The 25868-nt window shown below is 55.0% G+C and carries 33 protein-coding genes; all 33 read left to right on the top strand.

Annotation, left to right across the window (positions count from 1 at the left end; translation table 11 throughout):
- Positions 1-45: 45 nt before the first annotated feature.
- The 33 genes from rplJ (at position 46) to rpsK (ending at position 25854) form a co-directional block, all read left to right on the top strand.
- Positions 46-546, top strand: a complete 501-nt coding sequence (rplJ, locus tag BZL43_RS01090; RefSeq protein WP_007896629.1) for a 50S ribosomal protein L10 — start codon at positions 46-48, stop codon at positions 544-546.
- 80 nt (positions 547-626) lie between these two features.
- Positions 627-992, top strand: a complete 366-nt coding sequence (gene rplL, locus BZL43_RS01085) for a 50S ribosomal protein L7/L12 (protein WP_084319630.1) — start codon at positions 627-629, stop codon at positions 990-992.
- Positions 993-1212: 220 nt separating this feature from the next.
- Positions 1213-5286: a DNA-directed RNA polymerase subunit beta gene (gene rpoB, locus BZL43_RS01080; RefSeq protein WP_095630595.1), complete on the top strand. Its 4074-nt coding sequence runs from the start codon at positions 1213-1215 to the stop codon at positions 5284-5286.
- A 64-nt stretch (positions 5287-5350) separates the two neighbouring features.
- Entirely contained in the window at positions 5351-9550 is a 4200-nt protein-coding gene (gene rpoC / locus BZL43_RS01075) for a DNA-directed RNA polymerase subunit beta' (protein WP_095630594.1), read from the top strand.
- A gap of 216 nt (positions 9551-9766) precedes the next feature.
- Entirely contained in the window at positions 9767-10138 is a 372-nt protein-coding gene (gene rpsL, locus BZL43_RS01070) for a 30S ribosomal protein S12 (protein WP_003186084.1), read from the top strand.
- Between the two features lie 117 nt (positions 10139-10255).
- A complete protein-coding gene (gene rpsG / locus BZL43_RS01065; protein ID WP_002555493.1) occupies positions 10256-10726 on the top strand; it encodes a 30S ribosomal protein S7 in 471 nt (156 codons plus the stop codon).
- Positions 10727-10756: 30 nt separating this feature from the next.
- The gene (fusA, locus tag BZL43_RS01060; RefSeq protein ID WP_095630593.1) at positions 10757-12862 is read left to right on the top strand and encodes an elongation factor G; all 2106 of its coding nucleotides are present in this window, start codon (positions 10757-10759) and stop codon (positions 12860-12862) included.
- 31 nt (positions 12863-12893) lie between these two features.
- On the top strand, positions 12894-14087 hold the full coding sequence (gene tuf, locus BZL43_RS01055; RefSeq protein WP_095630592.1) for an elongation factor Tu: 1194 nt from the start codon (positions 12894-12896) through the stop codon (positions 14085-14087).
- Positions 14088-14243: 156 nt separating this feature from the next.
- Positions 14244-14555, top strand: coding sequence for a 30S ribosomal protein S10 (gene rpsJ, locus BZL43_RS01050; protein ID WP_003186070.1), 312 nt, complete (start codon positions 14244-14246; stop codon positions 14553-14555).
- A gap of 80 nt (positions 14556-14635) precedes the next feature.
- Complete coding sequence (gene rplC / locus BZL43_RS01045; RefSeq protein WP_003186059.1) at positions 14636-15271, top strand: 50S ribosomal protein L3; 636 nt, start codon at positions 14636-14638, stop codon at positions 15269-15271.
- A 12-nt stretch (positions 15272-15283) separates the two neighbouring features.
- Positions 15284-15886, top strand: a complete 603-nt coding sequence (rplD, locus tag BZL43_RS01040) for a 50S ribosomal protein L4 (RefSeq protein WP_095630591.1) — start codon at positions 15284-15286, stop codon at positions 15884-15886.
- Positions 15883-16182 carry a 50S ribosomal protein L23 gene (gene rplW, locus BZL43_RS01035; protein WP_002555488.1) on the top strand — a complete coding sequence of 100 codons (300 nt, stop codon included), beginning with the start codon at positions 15883-15885 and terminating at the stop codon, positions 16180-16182. The genes rplD and rplW overlap by 4 nt, the downstream gene beginning before the upstream one ends.
- A gap of 14 nt (positions 16183-16196) precedes the next feature.
- A complete protein-coding gene (rplB, locus tag BZL43_RS01030; protein WP_095630590.1) occupies positions 16197-17021 on the top strand; it encodes a 50S ribosomal protein L2 in 825 nt (274 codons plus the stop codon).
- A 16-nt stretch (positions 17022-17037) separates the two neighbouring features.
- A complete protein-coding gene (gene rpsS, locus BZL43_RS01025) occupies positions 17038-17313 on the top strand; it encodes a 30S ribosomal protein S19 (RefSeq protein WP_002555486.1) in 276 nt (91 codons plus the stop codon).
- An 11-nt stretch (positions 17314-17324) separates the two neighbouring features.
- Positions 17325-17657 (top strand): 50S ribosomal protein L22, encoded by a 333-nt coding sequence (gene rplV / locus BZL43_RS01020; protein ID WP_003103908.1) that lies wholly within the window; start codon positions 17325-17327, stop codon positions 17655-17657.
- Positions 17658-17670: 13 nt separating this feature from the next.
- Positions 17671-18357, top strand: coding sequence for a 30S ribosomal protein S3 (gene rpsC / locus BZL43_RS01015; RefSeq protein ID WP_003176422.1), 687 nt, complete (start codon positions 17671-17673; stop codon positions 18355-18357).
- A gap of 12 nt (positions 18358-18369) precedes the next feature.
- Positions 18370-18783 carry a 50S ribosomal protein L16 gene (rplP, locus tag BZL43_RS01010; RefSeq protein ID WP_007896757.1) on the top strand — a complete coding sequence of 138 codons (414 nt, stop codon included), beginning with the start codon at positions 18370-18372 and terminating at the stop codon, positions 18781-18783.
- Positions 18783-18974, top strand: a complete 192-nt coding sequence (gene rpmC, locus BZL43_RS01005; RefSeq protein ID WP_002555481.1) for a 50S ribosomal protein L29 — start codon at positions 18783-18785, stop codon at positions 18972-18974. The genes rplP and rpmC overlap by 1 nt, the downstream gene beginning before the upstream one ends.
- A 2-nt stretch (positions 18975-18976) precedes the next feature.
- Complete coding sequence (gene rpsQ, locus BZL43_RS01000; RefSeq protein ID WP_003176419.1) at positions 18977-19243, top strand: 30S ribosomal protein S17; 267 nt, start codon at positions 18977-18979, stop codon at positions 19241-19243.
- 23 nt (positions 19244-19266) lie between these two features.
- The gene (gene rplN / locus BZL43_RS00995) at positions 19267-19635 is read left to right on the top strand and encodes a 50S ribosomal protein L14 (protein WP_002555479.1); all 369 of its coding nucleotides are present in this window, start codon (positions 19267-19269) and stop codon (positions 19633-19635) included.
- Between the two features lie 11 nt (positions 19636-19646).
- Complete coding sequence (gene rplX, locus BZL43_RS00990; RefSeq protein WP_003186046.1) at positions 19647-19961, top strand: 50S ribosomal protein L24; 315 nt, start codon at positions 19647-19649, stop codon at positions 19959-19961.
- 20 nt (positions 19962-19981) lie between these two features.
- The gene (rplE, locus tag BZL43_RS00985; protein WP_003176415.1) at positions 19982-20521 is read left to right on the top strand and encodes a 50S ribosomal protein L5; all 540 of its coding nucleotides are present in this window, start codon (positions 19982-19984) and stop codon (positions 20519-20521) included.
- A 13-nt stretch (positions 20522-20534) separates the two neighbouring features.
- Positions 20535-20840 carry a 30S ribosomal protein S14 gene (rpsN, locus tag BZL43_RS00980; RefSeq protein ID WP_003176414.1) on the top strand — a complete coding sequence of 102 codons (306 nt, stop codon included), beginning with the start codon at positions 20535-20537 and terminating at the stop codon, positions 20838-20840.
- Positions 20841-21050: 210 nt separating this feature from the next.
- The gene (gene rpsH / locus BZL43_RS00975) at positions 21051-21443 is read left to right on the top strand and encodes a 30S ribosomal protein S8 (RefSeq protein WP_095630589.1); all 393 of its coding nucleotides are present in this window, start codon (positions 21051-21053) and stop codon (positions 21441-21443) included.
- A gap of 12 nt (positions 21444-21455) precedes the next feature.
- The gene (gene rplF / locus BZL43_RS00970) at positions 21456-21989 is read left to right on the top strand and encodes a 50S ribosomal protein L6 (protein ID WP_003176412.1); all 534 of its coding nucleotides are present in this window, start codon (positions 21456-21458) and stop codon (positions 21987-21989) included.
- 10 nt (positions 21990-21999) lie between these two features.
- The gene (rplR, locus tag BZL43_RS00965) at positions 22000-22350 is read left to right on the top strand and encodes a 50S ribosomal protein L18 (protein ID WP_003186037.1); all 351 of its coding nucleotides are present in this window, start codon (positions 22000-22002) and stop codon (positions 22348-22350) included.
- A 3-nt stretch (positions 22351-22353) separates the two neighbouring features.
- On the top strand, positions 22354-22854 hold the full coding sequence (gene rpsE, locus BZL43_RS00960; protein ID WP_003186035.1) for a 30S ribosomal protein S5: 501 nt from the start codon (positions 22354-22356) through the stop codon (positions 22852-22854).
- 2 nt (positions 22855-22856) lie between these two features.
- Complete coding sequence (gene rpmD / locus BZL43_RS00955; protein WP_003186033.1) at positions 22857-23033, top strand: 50S ribosomal protein L30; 177 nt, start codon at positions 22857-22859, stop codon at positions 23031-23033.
- 3 nt (positions 23034-23036) lie between these two features.
- On the top strand, positions 23037-23474 hold the full coding sequence (gene rplO, locus BZL43_RS00950) for a 50S ribosomal protein L15 (protein ID WP_011336169.1): 438 nt from the start codon (positions 23037-23039) through the stop codon (positions 23472-23474).
- The gene (gene secY / locus BZL43_RS00945) at positions 23475-24803 is read left to right on the top strand and encodes a preprotein translocase subunit SecY (protein ID WP_007896784.1); all 1329 of its coding nucleotides are present in this window, start codon (positions 23475-23477) and stop codon (positions 24801-24803) included.
- Positions 24804-24830: 27 nt separating this feature from the next.
- Positions 24831-24947 (top strand): 50S ribosomal protein L36, encoded by a 117-nt coding sequence (rpmJ, locus tag BZL43_RS00940; protein WP_002555468.1) that lies wholly within the window; start codon positions 24831-24833, stop codon positions 24945-24947.
- 130 nt (positions 24948-25077) lie between these two features.
- Positions 25078-25434 (top strand): 30S ribosomal protein S13, encoded by a 357-nt coding sequence (gene rpsM, locus BZL43_RS00935; RefSeq protein WP_003186020.1) that lies wholly within the window; start codon positions 25078-25080, stop codon positions 25432-25434.
- Between the two features lie 30 nt (positions 25435-25464).
- Positions 25465-25854, top strand: coding sequence for a 30S ribosomal protein S11 (gene rpsK / locus BZL43_RS00930; RefSeq protein ID WP_002555466.1), 390 nt, complete (start codon positions 25465-25467; stop codon positions 25852-25854).
- Positions 25855-25868: the final 14 nt, after the last annotated feature.

Genomic DNA, 25868 nt, shown 5'->3' with positions numbered 1-25868 from the left:
TCCGGCTTCGGTTGGATGAAACGGTAACAAGCAGGAGTTAAACCCGTGGCAATTAAACTCGAAGACAAGAAGGCCATCGTCGCTGAAGTCAACGAGGCTGCCAATGTTGCCCTGTCTGCTGTTGTGGCTGATGCCCGCGGCGTGACAGTTGGCGCTATGACCGGACTCCGTAAAGAGGCTCGTGAAGCTGGCGTTTACGTACGTGTTGTACGTAACACCCTGCTCAAGCGCGCCGTTGCTGGCACTCAATATGACGTGCTCAACGACGTGTTCACCGGCCCGACCTTGATTGCATTTTCGAAAGAACATCCGGGCGCTGCTGCTCGTATCTTCAAAGAATTCGCAAAAGGTCAGGATAAGTTCGAGATCAAGGCAGCTGCGTTCGAGGGCAAGTTCCTCGCAGCTAATCAGATCGACGTACTGGCAAGTCTGCCGACCCGTGACGAAGCAATTTCTCAGCTGATGAGCGTGATTCAAGGCGCAACCAGCAAATTGGCTCGTACTCTGGCGGCCCTTCGCGACCAGAAAGAAGCTGCCGCAGCCTAAGGCTGAGCGACTCCTTTCAGCGTTTATTGTTTATTTCGATGGCCGCGTAGGCTGTCACCCCAATACAGGAATTTATAGTCATGTCTCTGACTAACGACCAAATCATCGAAGCAATCGGCGAAAAATCCGTTCTGGAAATCGTTGAGCTGATCAAGGCCATGGAAGAGAAGTTCGGCGTTTCTGCTGCCGCTGCTTCCGCTGGTCCAGCTGCTGTTGCTGCCGTTGTTGAAGAACAAACTGAATTCAACGTCATGCTGACCGAAGCTGGCGAGAAGAAAGTTAACGTGATCAAGGCTGTACGTGAACTGACCGGTCTGGGCCTGAAAGAAGCCAAGGCTGTAGTTGACGGCGCTCCTGCCATGGTTCTGGAAGCTGTTGCCAAAGACGCAGCTGACAAAGCCAAAGCAGTTCTGGAAGAGGCAGGCGCTAAAGTCGAGCTGAAGTAAGCATCGACTTTGCTCCTCCAGCCCGAGCGTTAAGCGACAGGCTGATGGCTGGTGGCTCTTGCCACCGGCCTTTTTCCGTTATTGGCAGCCGACTCGGTCGGTGCCCATAACGTGCTGTAACCACCCGATGCGGTGGCGCAAACCATGGGGTTTGCACGATTTTCTGGCTGCTCCCGTCGGGAGGGGCCAAACAAGCAGGTGACCAAGCTGGGGAACGCTGATGGCTTACTCATATACTGAGAAAAAACGTATCCGCAAGGACTTTAGCAAGTTGCCGGACGTCATGGATGTGCCGTACCTCCTGGCCATCCAGCTGGATTCGTATCGTGAATTCTTGCAAGCGGGAGCGACTAAAGATCAGTTCCGCGACGTGGGCCTGCATGCGGCCTTCAAATCCGTTTTCCCGATCATCAGCTACTCCGGCAATGCTGCGCTGGAGTACGTCGGTTATCGCCTGGGCGAACCGGCATTTGATGTCAAAGAATGCGTATTGCGCGGTGTAACTTACGCCGTACCTTTGCGGGTAAAAGTGCGTCTGATCATTTTCGACAAAGAATCGTCGAACAAAGCGATCAAGGACATCAAAGAGCAAGAAGTCTACATGGGTGAAATCCCCCTGATGACTGAAAACGGTACCTTCGTAATCAACGGTACCGAGCGTGTAATCGTTTCCCAGCTGCACCGTTCCCCGGGCGTGTTCTTCGACCACGACCGTGGCAAGACGCACAGCTCCGGCAAACTGCTGTACTCCGCGCGCATCATTCCTTACCGCGGTTCGTGGCTGGACTTCGAGTTCGACCCGAAAGACTGTGTGTTCGTGCGTATCGACCGTCGTCGCAAGCTGCCTGCATCGGTACTGCTGCGCGCACTGGGCTATACCACTGAAGAAGTGCTCGACGCGTTCTACACCACCAACGTCTTCCACGTGCAAGGTGAAAACCTCAGCCTGGAACTGGTGCCTCAGCGCCTGCGTGGTGAAATTGCTGTCCTGGATATCCTGGATGACAAAGGCAAGGTTATTGTCGAGCAAGGTCGCCGTATTACTGCTCGCCACATCAACCAGCTGGAAAAAGCAGGGGTCAAAGAGCTGCAAGTGCCTCTGGACTACGTCCTGGGTCGCACTACCGCCAAGGTCATCGTGCATCCGGCAACCGGCGAAATCCTGGCAGAGTGCAACACCGAGCTGAGCACCGAAATCCTGGCAAAAATCGCCAAGGCCCAGGTTGTTCGCATCGAAACTCTATATACCAACGATATCGACTGCGGTCCGTTCGTCTCCGACACTCTGAAGATCGACTCCACCAGCAACCAACTGGAAGCGCTGGTCGAGATCTATCGCATGATGCGTCCTGGCGAGCCGCCAACCAAAGACGCTGCCGAGACTCTGTTCAACAACCTGTTCTTCAGCCCTGAGCGCTATGACCTGTCTGCGGTCGGCCGGATGAAGTTCAACCGTCGTATCGGTCGTACCGAGATCGAAGGTTCGGGCGTGTTGTGCAAGGAAGACATCGTTGCGGTACTGAAGACTCTGGTCGACATCCGTAACGGTAAAGGCATCGTCGATGACATCGACCACTTGGGTAACCGCCGTGTTCGCTGTGTAGGCGAAATGGCCGAAAACCAGTTCCGCGTTGGCCTGGTACGTGTTGAGCGTGCGGTCAAAGAGCGTCTGTCTATGGCTGAAAGCGAAGGCCTGATGCCGCAAGACCTGATCAACGCCAAGCCAGTGGCTGCGGCGGTGAAAGAGTTCTTCGGTTCCAGCCAGCTTTCCCAGTTCATGGACCAGAACAACCCGCTGTCCGAGATCACCCACAAGCGTCGTGTCTCTGCACTCGGCCCTGGCGGTTTGACTCGTGAGCGTGCTGGCTTTGAAGTGCGTGACGTACACCCGACTCACTACGGTCGTGTATGCCCGATTGAAACGCCGGAAGGTCCGAACATCGGTCTGATCAACTCCTTGGCTGCCTATGCGCGCACCAACCAGTACGGCTTCCTCGAGAGCCCGTACCGTGTGGTGAAAGACGCCCTGGTCACCGACGAGATCGTGTTCCTGTCCGCCATCGAAGAAGCTGATCACGTGATCGCTCAGGCTTCGGCCACGATGAACGACAAGAAAGTCCTGGTCGACGAGCTGGTAGCTGTTCGTCACTTGAACGAATTCACCGTCAAGGCGCCGGAAGACGTCACCTTGATGGACGTATCGCCCAAGCAGGTAGTTTCGGTTGCGGCGTCGCTGATCCCGTTCCTCGAGCACGACGACGCCAACCGTGCGTTGATGGGTTCGAACATGCAGCGTCAAGCTGTACCAACCCTGCGCGCTGACAAGCCGCTGGTCGGTACCGGCATGGAGCGTAACGTAGCCCGTGACTCCGGCGTTTGCGTCGTGGCTCGTCGTGGCGGCGTGATCGACTCCGTCGATGCCAGCCGTATTGTGGTTCGCGTTGCTGATGATGAAGTTGAAACCGGTGAAGCCGGTGTCGATATCTACAACCTGACCAAGTACACCCGCTCCAACCAGAACACCTGCATCAACCAGCGTCCGCTGGTGAGCAAGGGTGATCGGGTTCAGCGCAGCGACATCATGGCCGACGGTCCGTCCACCGATATGGGTGAGCTGGCTTTGGGTCAGAACATGCGCATCGCGTTCATGGCGTGGAACGGCTTCAACTTCGAAGACTCCATCTGCCTGTCCGAGCGTGTTGTTCAGGAGGACCGCTTCACCACGATCCACATCCAGGAACTGACCTGTGTGGCACGTGACACCAAGCTTGGGCCAGAGGAAATCACTGCAGACATCCCGAACGTGGGTGAAGCTGCACTGAACAAACTGGACGAAGCCGGTATTGTTTACGTAGGTGCTGAAGTTGGCGCAGGCGACATCCTGGTCGGTAAGGTCACTCCGAAAGGCGAGACCCAACTGACTCCGGAAGAAAAACTGCTGCGTGCCATCTTTGGTGAAAAAGCCAGCGACGTTAAAGACACTTCCCTGCGTGTGCCTACCGGTACCAAGGGTACTGTCATCGACGTACAGGTCTTCACCCGCGACGGCGTTGAGCGTGATGCTCGTGCACTGTCGATCGAGAAGACTCAGCTCGACGAGATCCGCAAGGATTTGAACGAAGAGTTCCGTATCGTTGAAGGCGCCACTTTCGAACGTCTGCGTTCCGCTCTGGTCGGCCACAAAGCCGAAGGCGGCGCCGGTCTGAAGAAAGGTCAGGACATCACCGACGAAATTCTCGACGGTCTTGAGCATGGTCAGTGGTTCAAACTGCGCATGGCTGAAGATGCTCTGAACGAGCAGCTCGAGAAGGCTCAGGCCTACATCGTTGATCGCCGCCGTCTGCTGGACGACAAGTTCGAAGACAAGAAGCGCAAACTGCAGCAGGGCGATGACCTGGCTCCAGGCGTGCTGAAAATCGTCAAGGTTTACCTGGCAATCCGTCGTCGCATCCAGCCGGGCGACAAGATGGCCGGTCGTCACGGTAACAAGGGTGTGGTCTCCGTGATCATGCCGGTTGAAGACATGCCGCACGATGCCAATGGCACCCCGGTCGACGTCGTCCTCAACCCGTTGGGCGTACCTTCGCGTATGAACGTTGGTCAGATCCTGGAAACCCACCTGGGCCTCGCGGCCAAAGGTCTGGGCGAGAAGATCAACCGGATGGTCGAAGAGCAGCGTAAAGTTGCCGAGCTTCGCACTTTCCTGGACGAGATCTACAACCAGATCGGCGGCCGTAACGAAGATCTGGATAGCTTCTCCGACCAGGAAATCCTGGATCTGGCGAAAAACCTGCGTGGCGGCGTACCAATGGCCACTCCAGTGTTCGACGGTGCCAAGGAAAGCGAAATCAAGGCCATGCTGAAACTGGCAGACCTGCCAGAAAGCGGCCAGATGCAGCTGACCGACGGCCGTACGGGCAACAAGTTCGAGCGCCCGGTTACTGTTGGCTACATGTACATGCTGAAGCTGAACCACTTGGTAGACGACAAGATGCACGCTCGTTCTACCGGTTCGTACAGCCTGGTTACCCAGCAACCGCTGGGTGGTAAGGCACAGTTCGGTGGTCAGCGTTTCGGGGAGATGGAGGTCTGGGCACTGGAAGCATACGGTGCTGCTTACACTCTGCAAGAAATGCTCACAGTGAAGTCGGACGATGTGAACGGTCGGACCAAGATGTACAAAAACATCGTGGACGGCGATCACCGTATGGAGCCGGGCATGCCCGAGTCCTTCAACGTGTTGATCAAAGAAATTCGTTCCCTCGGCATCGATATCGATCTGGAAACCGAATAACACGTGACGCGAATCGAGAGCGGGGCAGGATTGCCCGCTCTCTGCTCCGCCAGGAGGAAAGGCCTTGAAAGACCTACTGAATTTGCTGAAAAACCAGGGTCAAGTCGAAGAGTTCGACGCCATCCGTATTGGATTGGCATCGCCTGAGATGATCCGTTCGTGGTCGTTCGGTGAAGTTAAAAAGCCGGAAACCATTAACTACCGTACGTTCAAACCTGAGCGTGACGGCCTGTTCTGCGCCAAGATCTTTGGCCCGGTAAAGGATTACGAGTGCCTGTGCGGTAAGTACAAGCGCTTGAAGCACCGTGGTGTGATCTGCGAGAAGTGCGGTGTTGAAGTCGCGCTGGCAAAAGTTCGTCGTGAGCGCATGGCGCACATCGAACTGGCCTCGCCGGTTGCCCACATCTGGTTCCTGAAATCGCTGCCGTCCCGTATCGGCTTGCTGATGGACATGACCCTGCGTGATATCGAACGCGTTCTCTACTTCGAGAGCTATGTCGTTATCGATCCAGGCATGACCACCCTTGAAAAGGGTCAGTTGCTCAACGACGAGCAGTACTTCGAAGCGCTGGAAGAGTTCGGCGACGATTTCGATGCCCGCATGGGTGCCGAAGCTGTCCGCGAACTGCTGCACGCTATCGACCTGGAGCACGAGATTGGTCGTCTGCGTGAAGAAATTCCGCAAACCAACTCCGAAACCAAGATCAAGAAGCTGTCCAAGCGTCTGAAGTTGATGGAAGCCTTCCAGGGTTCCGGCAACCTGCCAGAGTGGATGGTGCTGACCGTTCTGCCGGTTCTGCCGCCAGATCTGCGTCCACTGGTCCCGCTGGATGGCGGTCGCTTCGCGACTTCCGACCTCAACGACCTGTATCGTCGAGTGATCAACCGTAACAACCGCTTGAAGCGTCTGCTCGATCTGTCCGCTCCGGACATCATCGTGCGCAACGAAAAGCGTATGTTGCAGGAAGCTGTCGACGCACTGCTCGACAACGGTCGTCGTGGTCGCGCTATCACCGGTTCCAACAAGCGTCCTCTGAAATCCCTGGCTGACATGATCAAGGGTAAGCAGGGTCGTTTCCGTCAGAACTTGCTCGGTAAGCGTGTTGACTACTCCGGTCGTTCGGTAATTACCGTTGGCCCGACCCTGCGCCTGCACCAGTGCGGTCTGCCGAAGAAGATGGCTCTGGAGCTGTTCAAGCCGTTCATTTTCGGCAAGCTGGAAATGCGTGGTCTTGCTACCACCATCAAAGCAGCCAAGAAGATGGTCGAGCGCGAACTGCCAGAGGTTTGGGACGTTCTCGCTGAAGTGATTCGCGAACACCCGGTTCTTCTCAACCGTGCACCGACTCTTCACCGTCTGGGTATCCAGGCGTTTGAACCGGTACTGATCGAAGGTAAGGCTATCCAGCTGCACCCTCTGGTCTGTGCTGCGTACAACGCCGACTTCGACGGCGACCAAATGGCCGTGCACGTACCGCTGACACTGGAAGCCCAGCTGGAAGCGCGTGCGTTGATGATGTCGACCAACAACATTCTGTCGCCAGCCAACGGTGAGCCAATCATCGTTCCGTCGCAGGACGTTGTATTGGGTCTGTACTACATGACTCGTGAAGCGATCAACGCCAAGGGCGAAGGTCGTGTGTTTGCGGATCTGCAGGAAGTTGACCGTGTGTTCCGTGCTGGCGAAGCCGCACTGCACGCTAAAGTCAAAGTGCGGATCACCGAAACCGTCAACGACCGCGATGGCGGCAGCGTGACCAACACTCGTATCGTCGACACCACTGTTGGCCGTGCGCTGTTGTTCCAGGTTGTGCCAAAAGGTCTGTCATACGACGTCGTCAACCTGCCGATGAAGAAAAAGGCGATCTCCAAGCTGATCAACCAGTGCTACCGCGTGGTTGGTCTGAAAGAGACTGTGATCTTCGCTGACCAGTTGATGTACACCGGTTTTGCTTATTCGACCATCTCCGGCGTTTCCATCGGTGTTAACGACTTCGTTATCCCGGATGAAAAAGCTCGCATCATCGGTGCAGCCACCGACGAAGTGAAAGAGATCGAAAGCCAATACGCCTCCGGCCTGGTAACCCAGGGCGAGAAGTACAACAAAGTGATCGACCTTTGGTCCAAGGCGAACGACGAAGTTTCCAAGGCGATGATGGCCAACCTCTCGAAAGAGAAAGTCATTGACCGTCATGGCGTCGAAGTCGACCAGGAGTCGTTCAACTCGATGTACATGATGGCCGACTCGGGCGCACGGGGTTCTGCTGCGCAGATCCGTCAGCTCGCCGGTATGCGTGGCCTGATGGCCAAGCCGGACGGCTCCATCATCGAAACGCCGATTACTGCGAACTTCCGTGAAGGTTTGAGCGTACTTCAGTACTTCATCTCTACTCACGGTGCTCGTAAAGGTTTGGCGGATACCGCGTTGAAAACTGCGAACTCCGGTTACCTGACTCGTCGTCTGGTAGACGTGGCGCAGGATCTGGTAGTAACCGAGATCGATTGCGGCACCGAACATGGCCTGGTAATGACTCCGCACATTGAAGGCGGTGACGTTGTTGAGCCGTTGGGTGAGCGCGTATTGGGCCGTGTCATTGCCCGTGACGTGTTCAAGCCGGGTACCGAAGAAGTCATCGTTCCTGCCGGTACTCTGGTAGACGAAAAGTGGGTCGAATTCATCGAGCTGAACAGCATCGACGAAGTGATCGTGCGTTCGCCAATCAGCTGCGAAACCCGCTACGGCATTTGCGCCAAATGCTATGGCCGTGACTTGGCTCGTGGTCATCAGGTGAACATTGGTGAAGCGGTCGGTGTTATCGCTGCCCAGTCCATCGGTGAGCCGGGTACCCAGCTGACCATGCGTACGTTCCACATCGGTGGTGCGGCAAGCCGGACCTCCGCGGCCGACAGCGTTCAGGTGAAGAATGGCGGTACCGTCCGTCTGCATAACCTGAAACACGTTGAGCGAGTCGATGGGTGCCTGGTTGCTGTGTCCCGTTCCGGTGAGCTGGCGATCGCTGATGACTTCGGTCGTGAGCGCGAGCGTTACAAGCTGCCGTACGGTGCTGTGATTTCGGTTAAAGAAGGTGACAAGGTCGACGCTGGCGCAATCGTGGCCAAGTGGGATCCGCACACTCACCCAATCGTTACCGAAATGAAAGGTACCGTGACCTACGTAGGCATGGAAGAAGGCATCACGATCAAGCGTCAGACTGACGAATTGACCGGTATGACCAACATTGAAGTACTCGACGCCAAAGACCGTCCAGCTGCCGGTAAAGATATCCGTCCTGCTGTGAAGATGGTTGATGACAACGGCAAGGATCTCTTGCTGCCGGGTACCGACGTAATCGCTCAGTACTTCCTGCCTGCTAACGCCCTGGTTGGTGTAGCGGATGGTGCGAAAATCGCGATCGGTGATGTTATCGCTCGTATTCCGCAAGAGACTTCGAAGACCCGTGACATCACCGGTGGTCTGCCGCGTGTTGCCGACTTGTTCGAAGCCCGTCGTCCGAAAGAAGCCTCGATTCTGGCTGAAGTCAGCGGCACCATCGCGTTCGGTAAAGAAACCAAAGGCAAGCGCCGTCTGGTTATCACCCCGAACGACGGCAGCGATCCGTACGAAGAGCTGATTCCGAAGTGGCGTCACCTGAACGTCTTCGAAGGCGAACAGGTAAACCGCGGCGAAGTTATCTCCGACGGCCCGAGCGATCCACACGACATCCTGCGTCTGCTGGGTGTGAGTGCGCTGGCCAAGTACATCGTGAACGAGATCCAGGACGTTTACCGTCTGCAAGGCGTGAAGATCAACGACAAGCACATCGAGACCATCCTGCGTCAGATGCTGCGTAAAGTTGAAATCGCTGAATCCGGCGATTCCAGTTTCATCAAGGGCGACCAGATGGAATTGACTCACGTTCTGGTAGAGAACGAGCGTCTGGCTGGCGACGAGAAATTCGTTTCCAAGTTCACTCGCGTACTGCTGGGTATCACCAAGGCGTCGTTGTCCACCGAATCGTTCATCTCGGCGGCTTCCTTCCAGGAAACCACTCGCGTATTGACCGAAGCGGCGGTAACCGGCAAGCGCGATTACTTGCGCGGCCTGAAAGAAAACGTAGTCGTGGGTCGTTTGATCCCGGCGGGTACCGGTCTGGCTTACCACAGCGAGCGCAAGCGCCGCCGTGATGCTGACAAACCGTTGCGCGTAAGCGCCAGTGAAGTGGAAGCTGCACTGACCGAAGCGCTGAACTCGAGCGGTAACTGAGTTTTGCGGTAAATGAGCGTAAGGCCCTGGCTGTTCCGTTCATCGAATCGAGACAATTTGTCGAGGTTGGATGAGCGGGGAGGTCGGGGCCTTTCCTTGACTGGGGGCAAGATCCTCTTTAGACTCTTGTACCCCTAAATTTGGCGGGAATTCGTTCCTGCCATTTTGCTTTTCTTGCAAGACAATAGCGTCGCAAGACAACAGTGGAGCTAGTAGATGGCAACTATCAACCAGCTGGTACGTCAGCCGCGTAAGCGTATCGTCGAGAAATCCGACGTGCCTGCGCTGCAGAACTGCCCGCAACGTCGTGGCGTATGCACCCGTGTGTATACCACCACGCCGAAAAAACCTAACTCGGCACTGCGTAAAGTATGCCGTGTGCGTCTGACCAACGGTTTCGAGGTTTCCTCGTACATCGGCGGTGAAGGCCACAACCTGCAAGAGCACAGCGTGGTACTGATCCGCGGCGGTCGTGTAAAAGACTTGCCAGGTGTTCGTTACCACACCGTTCGCGGTTCTTTGGATACTTCCGGCGTTAAAGGTCGTAACCAGGGTCGTTCGAAGTACGGTACCAAGCGTCCGAAGTAATGGTCGCGTGCTGCAAAAACTGATTTTTATTTTTCTGAGTCGATAAGAGTAAGGTCGGAGGCGTCCCGAAAGGGCACCGATTCCGAGCGAACCTGAAGACCGTTTGAGGGCTTATCCATGCCAAGAAGACGCGTAGCAGCCAAGCGCGAAGTGCTTGACGATCCAAAATACGGAAGCCAAATCCTGGCCAAGTTCATGAACCACGTGATGGAGAGCGGCAAGAAAGCCGTTGCCGAGCGTATCGTTTATGGCGCGCTGGAAAAGGTTAAAGAACGCAAGAACAGCGACCCCCTGGAAATCTTCGAGAAAGCTCTCGACGCCATCGCTCCGCTGGTCGAAGTAAAGTCGCGCCGTGTAGGCGGTGCTACTTACCAGGTTCCGGTTGAAGTTCGTCCGTCCCGTCGTAACGCTCTGGCAATGCGCTGGTTGGTAGACTTCGCCCGTAAGCGCGGCGAGAAGTCTATGGCTCTGCGTTTGGCTGGCGAACTGTTGGACGCTGCCGAAGGTAAAGGTGCTGCAGTTAAGAAGCGTGAAGACGTGCACCGTATGGCTGAAGCTAACAAAGCTTTCTCGCACTACCGCTTCTAATTTTAGCGTCACTAATTTTGCGAGGGCTTTATGGCTCGTACTACACCGATTAATCGCTACCGTAACATTGGTATCGTTGCTCACGTGGATGCTGGTAAAACCACCACCACCGAGCGCGTCCTTTTTTACACTGGCAAAAGTCACAAGATGGGCGAGGTGCATGACGGCGCCGCGACCACAGACTGGATGGTTCAGGAGCAGGAGCGTGGTATTACCATTACTTCTGCTGCTATTACCGCCTTCTGGCAGGGTTCTGCGAAGCAGCACAAGGACCAATACCGCTTCAACGTCATCGATACCCCGGGTCACGTAGACTTCACTATTGAAGTTGAGCGTTCCCTGCGTGTACTCGACGGCGCTGTGGTTGTGTTCTGTGGTACTTCCGGTGTTGAGCCTCAGTCCGAAACCGTATGGCGTCAGGCCAACAAGTACGGTGTTCCACGTATCGTTTACGTGAACAAGATGGACCGTGCCGGTGCGAACTTCCTGCGCGTGATCGCTCAGATCAAGCAGCGTCTGGGTCACACTCCGGTGCCAATCCAGTTGGCTATCGGTTCCGAAGACAACTTCCAGGGTCAGATCGATTTGATGACCATGGAAGCGGTTTACTGGAACGATTCCGACAAGGGCATGACTCCGCGTCGCGAAGCTATCCCTGCCGAATTGCAGGAGCTGGCTGAAGAGTGGCGAAGCAACATGGTTGAGGCTGCTGCCGAAGCCAGTGAAGAGCTGATGAACAAGTACCTCGAGGGCGAAGAGCTTTCCATCGAGGAAATCAAGGCCGCTCTGCGTCAGCGTACTATCGCTGGTGAGATCGTTCTGGCTGTTTGCGGTTCTTCCTTCAAGAACAAGGGTGTTCCCCTGGTTCTCGACGCCGTTATCGATTACCTGCCTGCACCAACTGACATTCCTGCCATCAAGGGTACTGACCCCGATGACGAGGAAAAGCAGATGGAGCGTCACGCAGACGACAACGAGCCGTTCTCGGCTTTGGCGTTCAAGATCGCTACCGACCCATTCGTGGGTACCTTGACCTTCGTTCGAGTTTACTCGGGCGTGTTGGCCTCCGGCGACGGCGTGATCAACTCGGTTAAAGGCAAGAAAGAGCGCGTGGGTCGTATGGTGCAAATGCACGCAAACGCCCGTGAAGAGATCAAGGAAGTTCGCGCTGGCGACATCGCGGCCCTGATCGGCATGAAGGACGTCACCACTGGTGAGACTCTGTGCAACGCTGACAAGCCAATCATCCTGGTTCGCATGGACTTCCCGGAGCCGGTTATCTCGGTAGCCGTAGAGCCTAAGACCAAGGATGACCAGGAAAAAATGGGTATCGCTCTGGGCAAGCTTGCTCAGGAAGACCCGTCTTTCCGCGTCAAGACTGATGAAGAGACTGGTCAGACGATCATCTCTGGCATGGGCGAGTTGCACCTGGACATCCTGGTTGACCGGATGCGCCGTGAGTTCAACGTCGAAGCCAACATCGGCAAGCCTCAGGTTTCGTACCGTGAGCGCATCACGAAGAGCTGCGAGATTGAAGGCAAGTTCGTTCGCCAGTCCGGCGGTCGTGGCCAGTTCGGTCACTGCTGGATTCGTTTTGCTCCTGCTGACGAAGGTCAGGAAGGTCTGCAATTCCTGAACGAAGTAGTGGGTGGTGTGGTTCCTAAGGAATACATCCCGGCTATCCAGAAGGGTATCGAAGAGCAGATGAAGAACGGCGTTGTTGCCGGCTATCCGCTGATCGGCCTGAAGGCTACCGTGTTTGATGGTTCCTACCACGACGTCGACTCCAACGAGATGGCGTTTAAAGTGGCTGCCTCCATGGCTACCAAGCAACTGGCCCAGAAGGGCGGTGGTGAGTTGCTTGAGCCGATCATGGCGGTAGAGGTTGTTACGCCTGAAGACTATATGGGTGACGTGATGGGCGACCTTAACCGTCGTCGCGGCATGATCCTGGGTATGGAAGACACGGTCTCCGGCAAAGTGATTCGCGCCGAAGTTCCGCTGGGTGAGATGTTCGGTTATGCGACCGACGTCCGCTCCATGTCCCAAGGTCGCGCAAGCTACTCTATGGAATTCAAAAAATACAATACAGCTCCGTCGCATATCGTCGAAACTGTTACCAAAAAACAAGGCTGATTCAGCCCCTTTAGGCTAGGAGTTAATTGTCGTGGCTAAAGAAAAATTTGACCGTACCCTCCCGCACGTCAACGTTGGCACCATCGGTCACGTCGACCACGGTAAAACCACGCTGACCGCTGCTCTGACTCGCGTCTGCTCCGAAGTTTTCGGTTCGGCCGTTGTTGCTTTCGACAAAATCGACAGCGCTCCGGAAGAAAAAGCTCGTGGTATCACCATCAACACCGCGCACGTTGAGTACAACTCTTCGATTCGTCACTACGCTCACGTTGACTGCCCAGGTCACGCTGACTACGTGAAGAACATGATCACTGGTGCTGCCCAGATGGACGGCGCGATCCTGGTTTGCTCGGCCGCTGATGGTCCGATGCCACAAACCCGTGAGCACATCCTGCTGTCCCGTCAGGTAGGCGTACCGTACATCGTTGTCTTCCTGAACAAGGCTGACATGGTTGACGACGCTGAGCTGCTGGAACTGGTTGAGATGGAAGTGCGCGATCTGCTGAGCACTTACGACTTCCCGGGCGACGACACTCCGATCATCATCGGTTCGGCTCTGATGGCTCTGAACGGTCAAGACGACAACGAGATGGGCACCACTGCCGTCAAGAAGTTGGTTGAAACTCTGGACAGCTACATCCCGGATCCGGTCCGTGTTATCGACAAGCCGTTCCTGATGCCAATCGAAGACGTATTCTCGATCTCCGGTCGCGGTACTGTTGTAACTGGCCGTATCGAGCGCGGTATCGTCAAGGTTCAGGATCCACTGGAAATCGTTGGTCTGCGTGAGACTACCGTCACCACCTGCACCGGTGTTGAAATGTTCCGTAAGCTGCTCGACGAAGGTCGTGCTGGCGAGAACTGCGGCGTTCTGCTGCGTGGTACCAAGCGTGACGACGTTGAGCGTGGCCAGGTTCTGGTTAAGCCGGGTTCGGTCAAGCCGCACACCAAGTTCGAAGCTGAAGTCTACGTTCTGAGCAAGGAAGAAGGCGGTCGTCACACTCCGTTCTTCAAAGGCTACCGTCCGCAGTTCTACTTCCGTACTACTGACGTGACTGGTAACTGCGAACTGCCAGAAGGCGTTGAAATGGTAATGCCGGGCGACAACATCAAAATGGTTGTCACCCTGATCAAGACCATCGCAATGGAAGACGGTCTGCGTTTCGCTATCCGTGAAGGCGGTCGTACCGTCGGCGCTGGCGTCGTAGCCAAAATCATCGAGTAAGCTCTTTTTGAGTAAGCTTCGATGAATTGAAAAAGCCCCCGCTTAGCGGGGGCTTTTTTATTGGGTTGACACCTATATGGGGCGTCTATAGAATTGCGCCTCCTTTTAACGGGCGTATTGCGCTCGGTGGGAATAGCAGCCGGAGTCTGAAATCCAATGCAAAATCAGCAAATCCGTATCAGGTTGAAGGCTTTTGACCATCGCCTGATCGACCAATCCACCCAGGAAATCGTGGAAACCGCGAAACGTACTGGTGCTCAAGTGCGTGGTCCAATTCCACTGCCTACCCGTAAAGAGCGGTTCACCGTTCTGGTCTCACCGCACGTCAACAAAGACGCGCGTGACCAGTACGAGATCCGTACTCATAAGCGCGTTCTGGACATCGTCCAGCCAACGGATAAAACCGTTGATGCACTTATGAAGCTTGATCTTGCGGCCGGTGTGGAAGTGCAGATCAGCCTCGGCTAAGACTCGGTCTTGGTCGTGTAACGCTCTGAAATGGGCGGCCATAGCGGGTGAAAGCCCCGTACACTCATGAGGTTTACAACATGACTATTGGTGTAGTCGGTCGTAAATGCGGTATGACCCGTATTTTCACCGAAGAAGGTGTCTCCATTCCGGTCACGGTCATTGAGATCGAGCCGAATCGCGTCACCCAGTTCAAAACTGAAGAGACCGATGGCTATCGTGCAGTGCAAGTCACTGTAGGTGAGCGTCGTGCTTCGCGTGTTACAGCTGCTCAAGCTGGTCACTTCGCTAAAGCGAACGTTGCCGCTGGTCGTACCGTAATGGAATTCCGCCTTGAAGAAGGCGAGTACCAGGCCGGCGATCTGATCAACGCTGAAATCTTCGCTGCTGGTCAACTGGTTGATGTAACCGGTCAGTCCAAAGGTAAAGGCTTCCAGGGTACGATCAAGCGTTGGAACTTCCGCGGGCAAGATAATACCCACGGTAACTCCGTGTCCCACCGCGTTCCAGGCTCTATCGGCCAGTGCCAGACTCCTGGTCGTGTATTCAAGGGCAAAAAAATGTCCGGTCATATGGGCGCTGAGCGCGTGACCGTGCAGTCCCTCGAAGTAGTGCGCGTGGACGCTGAACGCAATCTGTTGTTGGTCAAGGGTGCTGTTCCTGGCGCTACTGGCGGCAACTTGGTTGTACGTCCAGCAGCCAAGGCTCGCGGTTAAGGGGAAGCTGACATGCAATTAAATGTAAATGACGCTCAAGCGATCGAAGTTTCCGAACTGACATTTGGCGGCGAATTCAACGAGACGCTGGTTCACCAAGCAGTCGTGGCCTACATGGCTGGCGGCCGTCAAGGTAGCAAGCAGCAAAAAACCCGTTCCGACGTTCGTGGTGGCGGTAAGCGCCCATGGCGTCAGAAAGGTACTGGCCGTGCTCGTGCCGGTACTATCCGTAGCCCAATCTGGCGTGGCGGCGGTACCACTTTTGCAGCTCGTCCTCAGGATCACACCCAGAAGCTGAACAAGAAGATGTATCGCGCAGCAATGCGTTCCATCCTTGCTGAGCTGGTGCGTACTGATCGTCTGGTTGTGGTTCAGGACTTCGCTGTTGATGCACCGAAGACCAAAGACCTGCTGAGCAAACTGACCGGCATGGGCCTGACTGACGTCTTGATCGTGTCTGAAGTGGTTGATCAGAACCTGTACCTGGCTGCTCGCAACCTGCCACACGTTGATGTACGTGACGTGCAAGGTTCCGATCCAGTTAGTCTGATCGCATACGACAAGGTGTTGATCACCGTGTCGGCCGTGAAGAAATTCGAGGAGCTGCTGGGATGAACCAGGAACGCGTATTTAAAGTTCTGCTCGGCCCGCACGTTTCCGAGAAGGCTACGGTTCTGGCTGACAAGAAAGGCCAGTTCGTTTTCAAGGTTGCAACTGATGCAACCAAGCTGGAAATCAAGAAGGCCGTCGAAAGCCTGTTCAGCGTGAAAGTAGAGCGTGTTACTACCCTGAATGTTCTGGGTAAGAGCAAGCGCACTGCTCGCGGTCTGGGCAAGCGTAATGACTGGAAGAAGGCAGTTATCTCCCTTCAGCCAGGCCAAGATCTCGATTTCAGCAGCAGTGCTGAGTAAGGAAGGGGTGCATCATGGCAATCGTTAAATGCAAACCGACTTCCCCTGGCCGCCGTTTTGTGGTCAAGGTGGTCAACCAGGAGCTGCATAAAGGCGCTCCTCACGCACCGCTGCTCGAGAAAAAATCGAAGACTGGTGGTCGTAACAACAATGGTCGCATTACCACTCGTCACGTCGGTGGTGGCCATAAGCAGCATTATCGTCTGGTCGATTTCCGTCGCAACGACAAAGATGGCATCTCTGCCACTGTCGAGCGTATTGAATACGATCCAAACCGTACTGCTCACATCGCTCTGCTGCTGTACGCAGATGGCGAGCGTCGCTACATCATCGCCCCTAAAGGCGTGAGTGCTGGTGACCAGCTGATCGCAGGTGCTTTGGCGCCGATCAAGCCGGGCAACGCTCTGCAACTGCGTAACATTCCAGTTGGTAGCACCGTACACGGCATCGAATTGAAGCCAGGTAAAGGCGCGCAAATCGCTCGTTCTGCTGGTGCTTCGGCTCAGCTGATCGCTCGTGAAGGTGTCTACGTGACCCTGCGTCTGCGTTCTGGTGAGATGCGTAAAGTGCTGGCTGAATGCCGTGCGACCCTGGGTGAAGTCTCGAACTCCGAGCACAGCCTGCGTTCGCTGGGTAAAGCTGGTGCCAAACGCTGGCGTGGCGTTCGCCCAACCGTTCGTGGTGTTGCCATGAACCCGGTTGACCACCCACATGGTGGTGGTGAAGGTCGTACCTCTGGTGGTCGTCATCCGGTATCGCCATGGGGCTTCCCGACTAAGGGCGCGAAGACTCGTGGTAATAAGCGTACCGACAAAATGATCGTCCGTCGTCGCAAGTAAATAGAGGGATACGACAGTGCCACGTTCTCTGAAAAAAGGTCCTTTTATCGATCTTCACCTACTGAAGAAGATCGAAGTGGCGGCGGAAAAGAACGATCGCAAACCAGTTAAGACCTGGTCGCGTCGTTCCATGATCCTGCCACAAATGGTCGGTCTGACCATCGCAGTACACAACGGTCGTCAACACGTCCCAGTTCTCGTTAACGAAGACATGGTCGGCCACAAACTGGGCGAGTTCGCCGGTACCCGCACTTATCGTGGGCACGTGGCAGACAAGAAAGCCAAGCGTTAAGGGGTTAGGAAATGGAAGTAGCCGCTAAGTTGTCGGGCGCTCGAATCTCCGCCCAGAAAGCCCGCTTGGTCGCCGACCAGATCCGCGGGAAGAAGGTGGGCGAAGCGCTCAACCTGTTGGCTTTCAGCAGTAAGAAAGCCGCCGAGATCATGAAGAAAGTGCTGGAGTCGGCCGTAGCCAACGCCGAGCATAACGAAGGCGCAGACGTTGATGACCTGAAGGTCAGCACCGTTTTCGTCAACGAAGGGCGTTCGCTGAAGCGCATCATGCCACGCGCCAAAGGCCGTGCTGATCGCATCGTCAAGCGGTCTTGCCATATCACTGTCAAGGTTGCTGACAAGTAACGGAGTCGAAGAGATGGGTCAGAAAGTACATCCCATTGGCATTCGCCTGGGAATCGTCAAGGAGCACACCTCCGTCTGGTACGCAGACGGTCGGACTTATGCGGACTATTTGTTCGCTGATCTGAAGGTGCGTGAATATCTCCAAGACAAACTAAAAAGCGCGTCCGTAAGCCGTATCGATATCCATCGTCCGGCTCAGACTGCACGCATCACCATCCACACCGCTCGTCCAGGTATCGTTATCGGGAAGAAAGGTGAAGATGTTGAGAAGCTGCGTCAGGACCTGACCAAGCAAATGGGTGTGCCTGTGCACATCAATATCGAAGAGATCCGTAAGCCGGAGCTCGACGGTATGCTGGTTGCGCAGAGCGTAGCTCAGCAGCTGGAGCGTCGCGTAATGTTCCGTCGCGCTATGAAGCGCGCTGTTCAGAACGCCATGCGCATTGGTGCCAAAGGCATCAAAATCCAAGTGAGCGGTCGTCTCGGCGGTGCTGAAATCGCACGTACTGAATGGTATCGCGAAGGTCGTGTGCCACTGCACACCCTGCGTGCCGACATCGACTATGCCAACTACGAAGCTCACACCACTTATGGTGTGATCGGTGTAAAGGTTTGGATCTTCAAAGGCGAAGTAATTGGTGGTCGCCAAGAAGAACTGAAACCACAAGCACCAGCGCCTCGTAAAAAAGCTGCTAAGTAAGGGGTACGCCAAATGTTGCAACCAAAGCGTACGAAGTTCCGCAAGCAGATGACAGGCCACAACCGTGGTCTGGCTCAGCGCGGTAGCAAAGTCAGCTTCGGCGAGTTCGCGCTGAAGTCTGTAGCTCGTGGTCGTCTCACCGCTCGTCAGATCGAGTCAGCGCGTCGTGCTCTGACCCGTCACGTTAAACGTGGCGGCAAGATCTGGATCCGTGTATTCCCGGACAAGCCTATTTCCAAAAAGCCACTCGAAGTTCGGATGGGTAAAGGTAAGGGTAGTGTGGAGTACTGGGTTGCCCAGATTCAGCCAGGCAAAGTCCTGTATGAAATCGAGGGTGTTTCTGAAGAGCTGGCGCGTGAGGCTTTTGCCCTGGCTGCTGCAAAGCTGCCGCTCGCCACCGCCTTTGTTAAACGGACGGTGATGTGATGAAAGCGAATGAACTTCGTGAAAAATCCGCACAGCAGCTGAACGAGCAACTGCTCGGCTTGCTGCGCGACCAGTTCAATCTGCGTATGCAGAAAGCAACTGGCCAGTTGGGGCAGTCTCATCTGCTCTCGCAAGTTAAGCGTGACATCGCTCGCGTGAAGACTGTGCTCAACCAGCAGGCAGGTAAGTAATCATGGCTGAAGCCGAAAAAACTGTCCGTACGCTGACTGGCCGTGTTGTCAGCGACAAGATGGACAAAACCATCACCGTTCTGATCGAGCGTCGCGTTAAGCACCCGATCTACGGTAAATACGTTAAGCGTTCGACTAAGCTGCACGCGCACGACGAAACCAATCAGTGCCACATCGGCGACAAAGTCACTATTCGTGAAACTCGTCCTTTGGCCAAGACCAAGTCTTGGGCGCTGGTTGATGTTCTCGAACGCGCTGTGGAAGTCTAAGGACTAGGGGTCGGAGAAATTATATGATTCAGACTCAATCCATGCTCGATGTGGCCGATAACAGCGGCGCTCGCCGTGTTATGTGCATCAAGGTGCTGGGTGGCTCCCATCGTCGTTACGCTGGTATCGGTGACATCATCAAAGTTACCGTGAAGGAAGCAATTCCTCGCGGTAAGGTGAAAAAAGGCCAAGTGATGACTGCTGTTGTGGTCCGCACTCGTCACGGTGTTCGCCGTGCTGATGGCTCCATTATCCGCTTTGATGGCAACGCTGCTGTTCTTCTGAACAACAAGCAAGAGCCGATCGGCACCCGTATCTTTGGGCCAGTGACCCGTGAACTTCGTACTGAGAAGTTCATGAAGATCGTCTCGCTCGCCCCAGAAGTGCTGTAAGGAGATCCGACATGCAAAAGATTCGTCGTGACGACGAGATCATCGTGATCGCCGGCAAAGACAAAGGTAAGCGCGGTAAGGTGCTTAAGGTTCTCGCTGACAACCGTCTGGTTGTTGGTGGTCTGAACCTGGTCAAGCGTCATACCAAGCCTAACCCGATGTCGGGCGTACAAGGCGGTATCGTCGAGAAAGAAGCGCCACTGCACGCTTCCAACGTTGCCATTTTCAACGGCGAAACCAACAAGGCTGATCGCGTTGGTTTTAAAGTAGAAGACGGCAAGAAAATTCGTGTCTTCAAGTCGACCCAAAAAGCGGTTGATGCTTGAACACTGCTAGGTAGAAGACCATGGCACGACTAAAAGAGATTTACTGGAAGGAAATCGCACCGAAGCTTAAGGAAGAACTTAAGCTTTCGAACGTGATGGAAGTTCCACGCGTTACCAAAATCACCCTGAACATGGGTCTGGGCGAAGCGGTCGGTGACAAAAAAGTCATCGAGCACGCTGTTGCCGACCTGGAAAAGATCACCGGTCAGAAAGTCGTTGTGACTTACGCTCGGAAATCCATCGCTGGCTTTAAAGTCCGTGAAGGTTGGCCGATTGGCGTCAAAGTGACTCTGCGCCGTGAGCGTATGTATGAATTCCTGGATCGTCTGCTGTCGATCTCCCTGCCTCGGGTTCGCGACTTCCGCGGCCTGAATGCCAAGTCCTTCGATGGTCGTGGTAACTACAGCATGGGCGTTAAAGAGCAGATCATCTTCCCGGAAATCGACTACGACAAGATCGATGCTCTCCGCGGTCTGGACATTACCCTGACCACCACTGCCAAGAACGATGATGAAGGTCGCGCTCTGTTGCGCGCTTTCAAATTCCCGTTCCGCAACTGATTGGAGTAGGAAAATGGCCAAGATGAGCATGAAAAACCGCGAGCTGAAGCGTCAGCTCACGGTTGCCAAGTACGCCAAGAAGCGTGCAGCACTGAAAGCTATCATCGTTGATCTGAACGCAAGTCCAGAAGCACGTTGGGAAGCTACAGTAGCTCTGCAGAAGCAGCCACGTGACGCAAGCGCTTCGCGCATGCGTAACCGCTGCCGCTTGACCGGTCGTCCACACGGCGTTTACCGCAAGTTCGGCCTCGGCCGTAACAAGCTGCGTGAAGCTGCGATGCGTGGTGACGTGCCTGGTCTGGTTAAAGCCAGCTGGTAAGCACTGTCAAAGTCTCGGTGTTCGGGGTCGCAAGATCCTGACCATCGGTGACCTTGAACTTGAATCAAGCCCCTATTGGGGCTTGATTCATTTGTGGGGTGTGTCTAGAATACCCGGCTCGCCTGAGCCCGTGCTTTTGTTGCGCGGATGTACTCGGCGACACGTAGTAGCCGCAAGGCTAATTTTTTGTGTATTAGGAGCGTCTAGCCCATGAGTATGCAGGACCCGTTAGCGGACATGCTAACTCGAATCCGTAATGCCCAGATGGCTGAAAAGTCCGTCGTAAGCATGCCATCTTCTACTTTGAAGGTAGCTGTTGCCAAAGTCCTGAAGGACGAAGGTTACATTGCGGATTATCAGATCAGCAGCGAAATCAAGCCACTGCTGTCCATCGAGCTGAAGTACTTCGAAGGCCGTCCGGTCATCGAGGAAGTGAAGCGCGTTAGCCGTCCAGGCCTGCGTCAGTACAAGTCCGTCGATGATCTGCCAAAAGTTCGTGGCGGTCTCGGTGTGTCTATCGTCTCCACCAACAAGGGTGTGATGACGGATCGTGCTGCGCGCGCTGCCGGTGTCGGCGGCGAAGTTCTTTGCACTGTGTTCTAAGGGGGGATAAGCATGTCACGCGTCGCTAAGAACCCCGTTAAGCTGCCAGCCGGTGTCGAAGTCAAATTCGCAGGCCAACAGCTTTCGGTGAAGGGTGCCAAGGGCACTCTCGAACTGAACATCCATTCGTCCGTTGAGATCGTTGAAGAAGCTGGTGAGCTGCGTTTCGCTGCTCGCAATGGCGATCAACAAACTCGCGCAATGGCTGGTACCACTCGTGCGTTGGTTAACAACATGGTCCAAGGCGTAAGCCAAGGCTTCGAGCGCAAGCTCCAGCTGGTCGGTGTTGGTTACAAAGCGCAAGCAAAAGGCACAGTGCTGAACCTGGCTCTTGGCTTCTCGCACCCAGTGGATTATGAACTGCCGGAAGGCATCACCGCTGAGACTCCTAGCCAGACCGATATCCTGATCAAGGGCATCGATAAGCAGCTGGTAGGTCAAGTGGCCGCCGAGATCCGCGACTTCCGTCCACCAGAGCCGTACAAAGGCAAAGGTGTGCGCTACGCGGACGAAGTCGTCCGTCGTAAAGAAGCCAAGAAGAAGTAGGGCATAGCAAATGACCGACAAAAAAGTTACTCGACTGCGTCGCGCTCGCAAAGCACGCCTGAAAATGCACGAACTCGAAGTCGTGCGTCTCTGCGTGTTCCGCTCGTCGCAGCACATCTACGCCCAGGTCATTTCGGCCGACGGCAACAAAGTCCTGGCAAGTGCCTCGACTTTGGATAAAGAACTGCGTGATGGCGCCACTGGCAACATCGACGCGGCCACTAAGGTTGGCCAGCTGGTCGCTACGCGTGCTAAAGCCGCTGGCGTCTCGCAGGTGGCTTTCGACCGCTCTGGCTTCAAGTACCACGGCCGCGTCAAGGCGCTGGCTGATGCTGCTCGTGAAGCTGGGCTGGAGTTCTAAGTTATGTCAAATAACGACCAAAAGCGCGACGAAGGCTACATCGAGAAGCTGGTTCAAGTTAACCGCGTAGCCAAAACCGTTAAAGGCGGCCGTATCTTCACTTTCACCGCGTTGACCGTGGTTGGTGATGGTAAAGGGCGTGTTGGCTTCGGCCGTGGCAAGTCGCGTGAAGTGCCTGCTGCGATCCAGAAGGCAATGGAAGCTGCTCGCCGCAACATGATCCAAGTTGATCTGAACGGCACCACTCTGCAGTACGCAATGAAGTCCGCCCATGGCGCTTCGAAGGTGTACATGCAGCCTGCTTCTGAAGGTACCGGTATCATCGCTGGCGGCGCTATGCGTGCTGTCCTCGAAGTTGCTGGCGTTCAGAACGTTCTGGCCAAGTGCTACGGCTCGACTAACCCGGTAAACGTGGTTCACGCCACTTTCAAAGGTTTGAAAGCTATGCAGTCTCCTGAATCCATTGCCGCCAAGCGTGGCAAAAGCGTCAAGGAGATCTTCTGATCATGGCTACCGTTAAAGTTACGCTGATCAAAAGCATGACCGGCCGCATCCCTAACCACAAACTGTGCGTTAAGGGTCTGGGTCTGCGTCGCATCGGTCACACTGTAGAAGTACTTGATACTCCCGAGAATCGCGGGATGATCAACAAGGCTTACTACATGCTGCGTGTCGAGGGTTAATCGATGAAACTCAATGATCTGAGTCCAGCGCCGGGTTCCCGTCGCGAAAAGCATCGTCCGGGCCGTGGTATCGGTAGTGGTTTGGGCAAGACCGGTGGCCGTGGCCACAAAGGTCAAACCTCCCGCTCCGGTGGCACCATTGCTCCAGGCTTTGAAGGCGGTCAACAGCCGCTGCATCGTCGCCTGCCGAAGTTCGGTTTCGTTTCCCTGAAGGCCATGGATCGCGCAGAAGTGCGTCTGTCCGAGCTGGCTAAAGTGGAAGGCGACATCGTCACCGTGCAGTCCCTGAAAGATGCCAACGTGATCAACGTCAACGTACAGCGTGTGAAAATCATGCTGTCCGGCGAAGTTGCTCGCGCTGTCACCATCGGAAAGGGAATCGGCGCCACCAAAGGTGCGCGTGCGGCTATCGAAGCAGCTGGCGGCAAGTTCGAGGAATAAATGGCTAAGCAAGGTGCTCTCTCTGCGCTCGGCAAAGGCGGTATGTCTGAACTCTGGGCTCGTCTGCGTTTTCTATTCTTGGCGATTATCGTCTACCGAATAGGCGCACACATCCCGGTTCCAGGTATTAACCCGGACCGACTCGCGGACCTGTTTCGACAGAATGAGGGGACCATTCTTAGCTTGTTCAACATGTTTTCCGGCGGTGCGCTGGAACGGATGAGCATCTTTGCACTGGGGATCATGCCGTATATTTCGGCATCGATCATCATGCAACTGATGACCGCCGTCAGCCCGCAGTTGGAGCAGTTGAAGAAGGAAGGTGAAGCTGGGCGTCGCAAGATCGCTCAGTACACCCGCTACGGCACTGTCGTCCTCGCTCTCGTCCAGGCAATTGGCATGTCCATTGGTCTGGCAGGGCAGGGCGTTGCGTTCACTGGTGACTTTGGCTTCCATTTCGTCGCGGTATCCACGTTTGTGGCTGGTGCGATGTTCATGATGTGGCTGGGTGAGCAGATTACTGAGCGTGGTGTTGGCAACGGTATCTCGATGTTGATTTTCGCAGGTATCGTCGCCGGTCTTCCGAGAGCGATCGGGCAGTCTTTCGAGTCTGCGCGTCAGGGTGATATAAACATTTTTGCCCTGGTTGCCATCGGTTTGCTGGCAGTAGCGATTATCGGTTTCGTGGTGTTCATTGAGCGTGGTCAGCGTCGCATTGCTGTTCATTACGCCAAGCGCCAGCAGGGCCGCAAGGTCTTTGCTGCGCAGACTAGCCACTTGCCGTTGAAGGTGAACATGGCCGGTGTTATTCCGGCCATTTTCGCGAGCAGCATTTTGCTGTTCCCGGCTTCGTTGGGTACCTGGTTCGGTCAGTCTGAAGGTATGGGCTGGCTGCAGGACATCTCGCAGTCGATCGCTCCTGGTCAGCCGTTGAATATTCTGCTGTTTAGTGCAGGGATTATTTTCTTCTGCTTCTTCTATACGGCGTTGATGTTCAATCCGAAAGACGTAGCGGAAAACCTGAAGAAGTCCGGTGCCTTTATTCCGGGCATTCGTCCAGGTGAGCAGTCTGCGCGCTATATTGATGGCGTTCTGACTCGTTTGACCCTGTTCGGTGCTCTATATATGACGGCCGTGTGTCTGTTGCCCCAGTTCCTGGTGGTTGCGGCAAACGTTCCGTTCTACCTTGGCGGGACCTCGTTGCTGATCGTCGTCGTGGTTGTGATGGACTTCATGTCCCAAGTACAATCGCACCTCGTTTCGCACCAGTACGAATCCCTGATGAAGAAAGCCAACCTGAAGGGTTACGGCAGCGGCATGTTGCGCTGAGTACCCATAAGGTTCGAGGAGTTGGTGATGAAAGTTCGTGCATCGGTGAAAAAGCTGTGCCGTAACTGCAAGATTATTCGCCGCGAAGGTGTTGTTCGAGTAATTTGCAGCGCGGAACCGCGTCACAAACAGCGCCAAGGCTGAGTGTGATTGTGCTTCAAGCCCGGCAGCTAGTGCGCTGCCGGGTTGATTATTTGTTATTACAGCGATATTATCTCGCGCCCTATTTCTTGGCTTCCGGGGCGTAGGTAGCTGTCAATTGGAGTCCCACTGAATGGCCCGTATTGCAGGCGTTAACATTCCAGATAACAAGCATACTGTTATCTCGCTGACCTACATCTATGGTGTTGGTCGCACTACTGCACAGAAAATTTGTGCAGTGACTGGGGTAAACCCAGCCGCAAAGATCAAAGATCTGAGCGACGAGCAGATTGAACAGCTGCGTGGCGAAGTGGCGAAGTTCACCACTGAAGGTGACCTGCGTCGCGAAATCAACATGAAAATCAAGCGTTTGATGGACCTCGGTTGCTATCGCGGTCTGCGTCATCGTCGTGGTCTTCCAGTGCGCGGTCAGCGTACCAAGACTAACGCGCGTACCCGTAAAGGTCCGCGTAAGCCGATCCGCAAGTAATCGCCCCAGCGAATCGACAGGAAATTAATCATGGCTAAACCTGCTGCTCGTCCTCGTAAAAAAGTTAAAAAGACAGTGGTTGATGGCATCGCCCACATCCATGCTTCTTTTAACAACACAATCGTGACCATCACCGACCGTCAAGGCAACGCTCTTTCCTGGGCTACCTCCGGTGGTTCGGGTTTCCGCGGTTCCCGCAAGTCCACCCCGTTCGCTGCTCAGGTAGCTGCTGAACGTGCTGGTCAAGCTGCGCTGGAATACGGCCTGAAAAACCTCGACGTTAACGTCAAAGGTCCAGGCCCAGGTCGTGAATCCGCAGTCCGCGCTTTGAACGGCTGTGGCTACAAGATCGCCAGCATCACCGACGTGACGCCAATCCCGCACAACGGGTGCCGTCCGCCGAAGAAGCGCCGCGTGTAATCCAGGAGATTGTA

Source organism: Pseudomonas sp. PICF141 (assembly GCF_002286815.1).
GTDB lineage: Bacteria > Pseudomonadota > Gammaproteobacteria > Pseudomonadales > Pseudomonadaceae > Aquipseudomonas.
This window is presented reverse-complemented; position numbering and strand designations above follow the sequence as displayed.

What these genes read in the sequence shown, in the direction of transcription:
- rplL (WP_084319630.1), top strand. Translation starts at nt 627, where the DNA reads ATGTCTCTGACTAACGACCAAATCATCGAAGCAATCGGCGAAAAATCC.
- rpoB (WP_095630595.1), top strand. Translation starts at nt 1,213, where the DNA reads ATGGCTTACTCATATACTGAGAAAAAACGTATCCGCAAGGACTTTAGC.
- rpsL (WP_003186084.1), top strand. Translation starts at nt 9,767, where the DNA reads ATGGCAACTATCAACCAGCTGGTACGTCAGCCGCGTAAGCGTATCGTC.
- rpsG (WP_002555493.1), top strand. Translation starts at nt 10,256, where the DNA reads ATGCCAAGAAGACGCGTAGCAGCCAAGCGCGAAGTGCTTGACGATCCA.
- fusA (WP_095630593.1), top strand. Translation starts at nt 10,757, where the DNA reads ATGGCTCGTACTACACCGATTAATCGCTACCGTAACATTGGTATCGTT.
- rpsJ (WP_003186070.1), top strand. Translation starts at nt 14,244, where the DNA reads ATGCAAAATCAGCAAATCCGTATCAGGTTGAAGGCTTTTGACCATCGC.
- rplC (WP_003186059.1), top strand. Translation starts at nt 14,636, where the DNA reads ATGACTATTGGTGTAGTCGGTCGTAAATGCGGTATGACCCGTATTTTC.
- rplD (WP_095630591.1), top strand. Translation starts at nt 15,284, where the DNA reads ATGCAATTAAATGTAAATGACGCTCAAGCGATCGAAGTTTCCGAACTG.
- rplW (WP_002555488.1), top strand. Translation starts at nt 15,883, where the DNA reads ATGAACCAGGAACGCGTATTTAAAGTTCTGCTCGGCCCGCACGTTTCC.
- rplB (WP_095630590.1), top strand. Translation starts at nt 16,197, where the DNA reads ATGGCAATCGTTAAATGCAAACCGACTTCCCCTGGCCGCCGTTTTGTG.
- rplV (WP_003103908.1), top strand. Translation starts at nt 17,325, where the DNA reads ATGGAAGTAGCCGCTAAGTTGTCGGGCGCTCGAATCTCCGCCCAGAAA.
- rpsC (WP_003176422.1), top strand. Translation starts at nt 17,671, where the DNA reads ATGGGTCAGAAAGTACATCCCATTGGCATTCGCCTGGGAATCGTCAAG.
- rplP (WP_007896757.1), top strand. Translation starts at nt 18,370, where the DNA reads ATGTTGCAACCAAAGCGTACGAAGTTCCGCAAGCAGATGACAGGCCAC.
- rpmC (WP_002555481.1), top strand. Translation starts at nt 18,783, where the DNA reads ATGAAAGCGAATGAACTTCGTGAAAAATCCGCACAGCAGCTGAACGAG.
- rpsQ (WP_003176419.1), top strand. Translation starts at nt 18,977, where the DNA reads ATGGCTGAAGCCGAAAAAACTGTCCGTACGCTGACTGGCCGTGTTGTC.
- rplN (WP_002555479.1), top strand. Translation starts at nt 19,267, where the DNA reads ATGATTCAGACTCAATCCATGCTCGATGTGGCCGATAACAGCGGCGCT.
- rplX (WP_003186046.1), top strand. Translation starts at nt 19,647, where the DNA reads ATGCAAAAGATTCGTCGTGACGACGAGATCATCGTGATCGCCGGCAAA.
- rplE (WP_003176415.1), top strand. Translation starts at nt 19,982, where the DNA reads ATGGCACGACTAAAAGAGATTTACTGGAAGGAAATCGCACCGAAGCTT.
- rpsN (WP_003176414.1), top strand. Translation starts at nt 20,535, where the DNA reads ATGGCCAAGATGAGCATGAAAAACCGCGAGCTGAAGCGTCAGCTCACG.
- rpsH (WP_095630589.1), top strand. Translation starts at nt 21,051, where the DNA reads ATGAGTATGCAGGACCCGTTAGCGGACATGCTAACTCGAATCCGTAAT.
- rplF (WP_003176412.1), top strand. Translation starts at nt 21,456, where the DNA reads ATGTCACGCGTCGCTAAGAACCCCGTTAAGCTGCCAGCCGGTGTCGAA.
- rplR (WP_003186037.1), top strand. Translation starts at nt 22,000, where the DNA reads ATGACCGACAAAAAAGTTACTCGACTGCGTCGCGCTCGCAAAGCACGC.
- rpsE (WP_003186035.1), top strand. Translation starts at nt 22,354, where the DNA reads ATGTCAAATAACGACCAAAAGCGCGACGAAGGCTACATCGAGAAGCTG.
- rpmD (WP_003186033.1), top strand. Translation starts at nt 22,857, where the DNA reads ATGGCTACCGTTAAAGTTACGCTGATCAAAAGCATGACCGGCCGCATC.
- rplO (WP_011336169.1), top strand. Translation starts at nt 23,037, where the DNA reads ATGAAACTCAATGATCTGAGTCCAGCGCCGGGTTCCCGTCGCGAAAAG.
- secY (WP_007896784.1), top strand. Translation starts at nt 23,475, where the DNA reads ATGGCTAAGCAAGGTGCTCTCTCTGCGCTCGGCAAAGGCGGTATGTCT.
- rpmJ (WP_002555468.1), top strand. Translation starts at nt 24,831, where the DNA reads ATGAAAGTTCGTGCATCGGTGAAAAAGCTGTGCCGTAACTGCAAGATT.
- rpsM (WP_003186020.1), top strand. Translation starts at nt 25,078, where the DNA reads ATGGCCCGTATTGCAGGCGTTAACATTCCAGATAACAAGCATACTGTT.
- rpsK (WP_002555466.1), top strand. Translation starts at nt 25,465, where the DNA reads ATGGCTAAACCTGCTGCTCGTCCTCGTAAAAAAGTTAAAAAGACAGTG.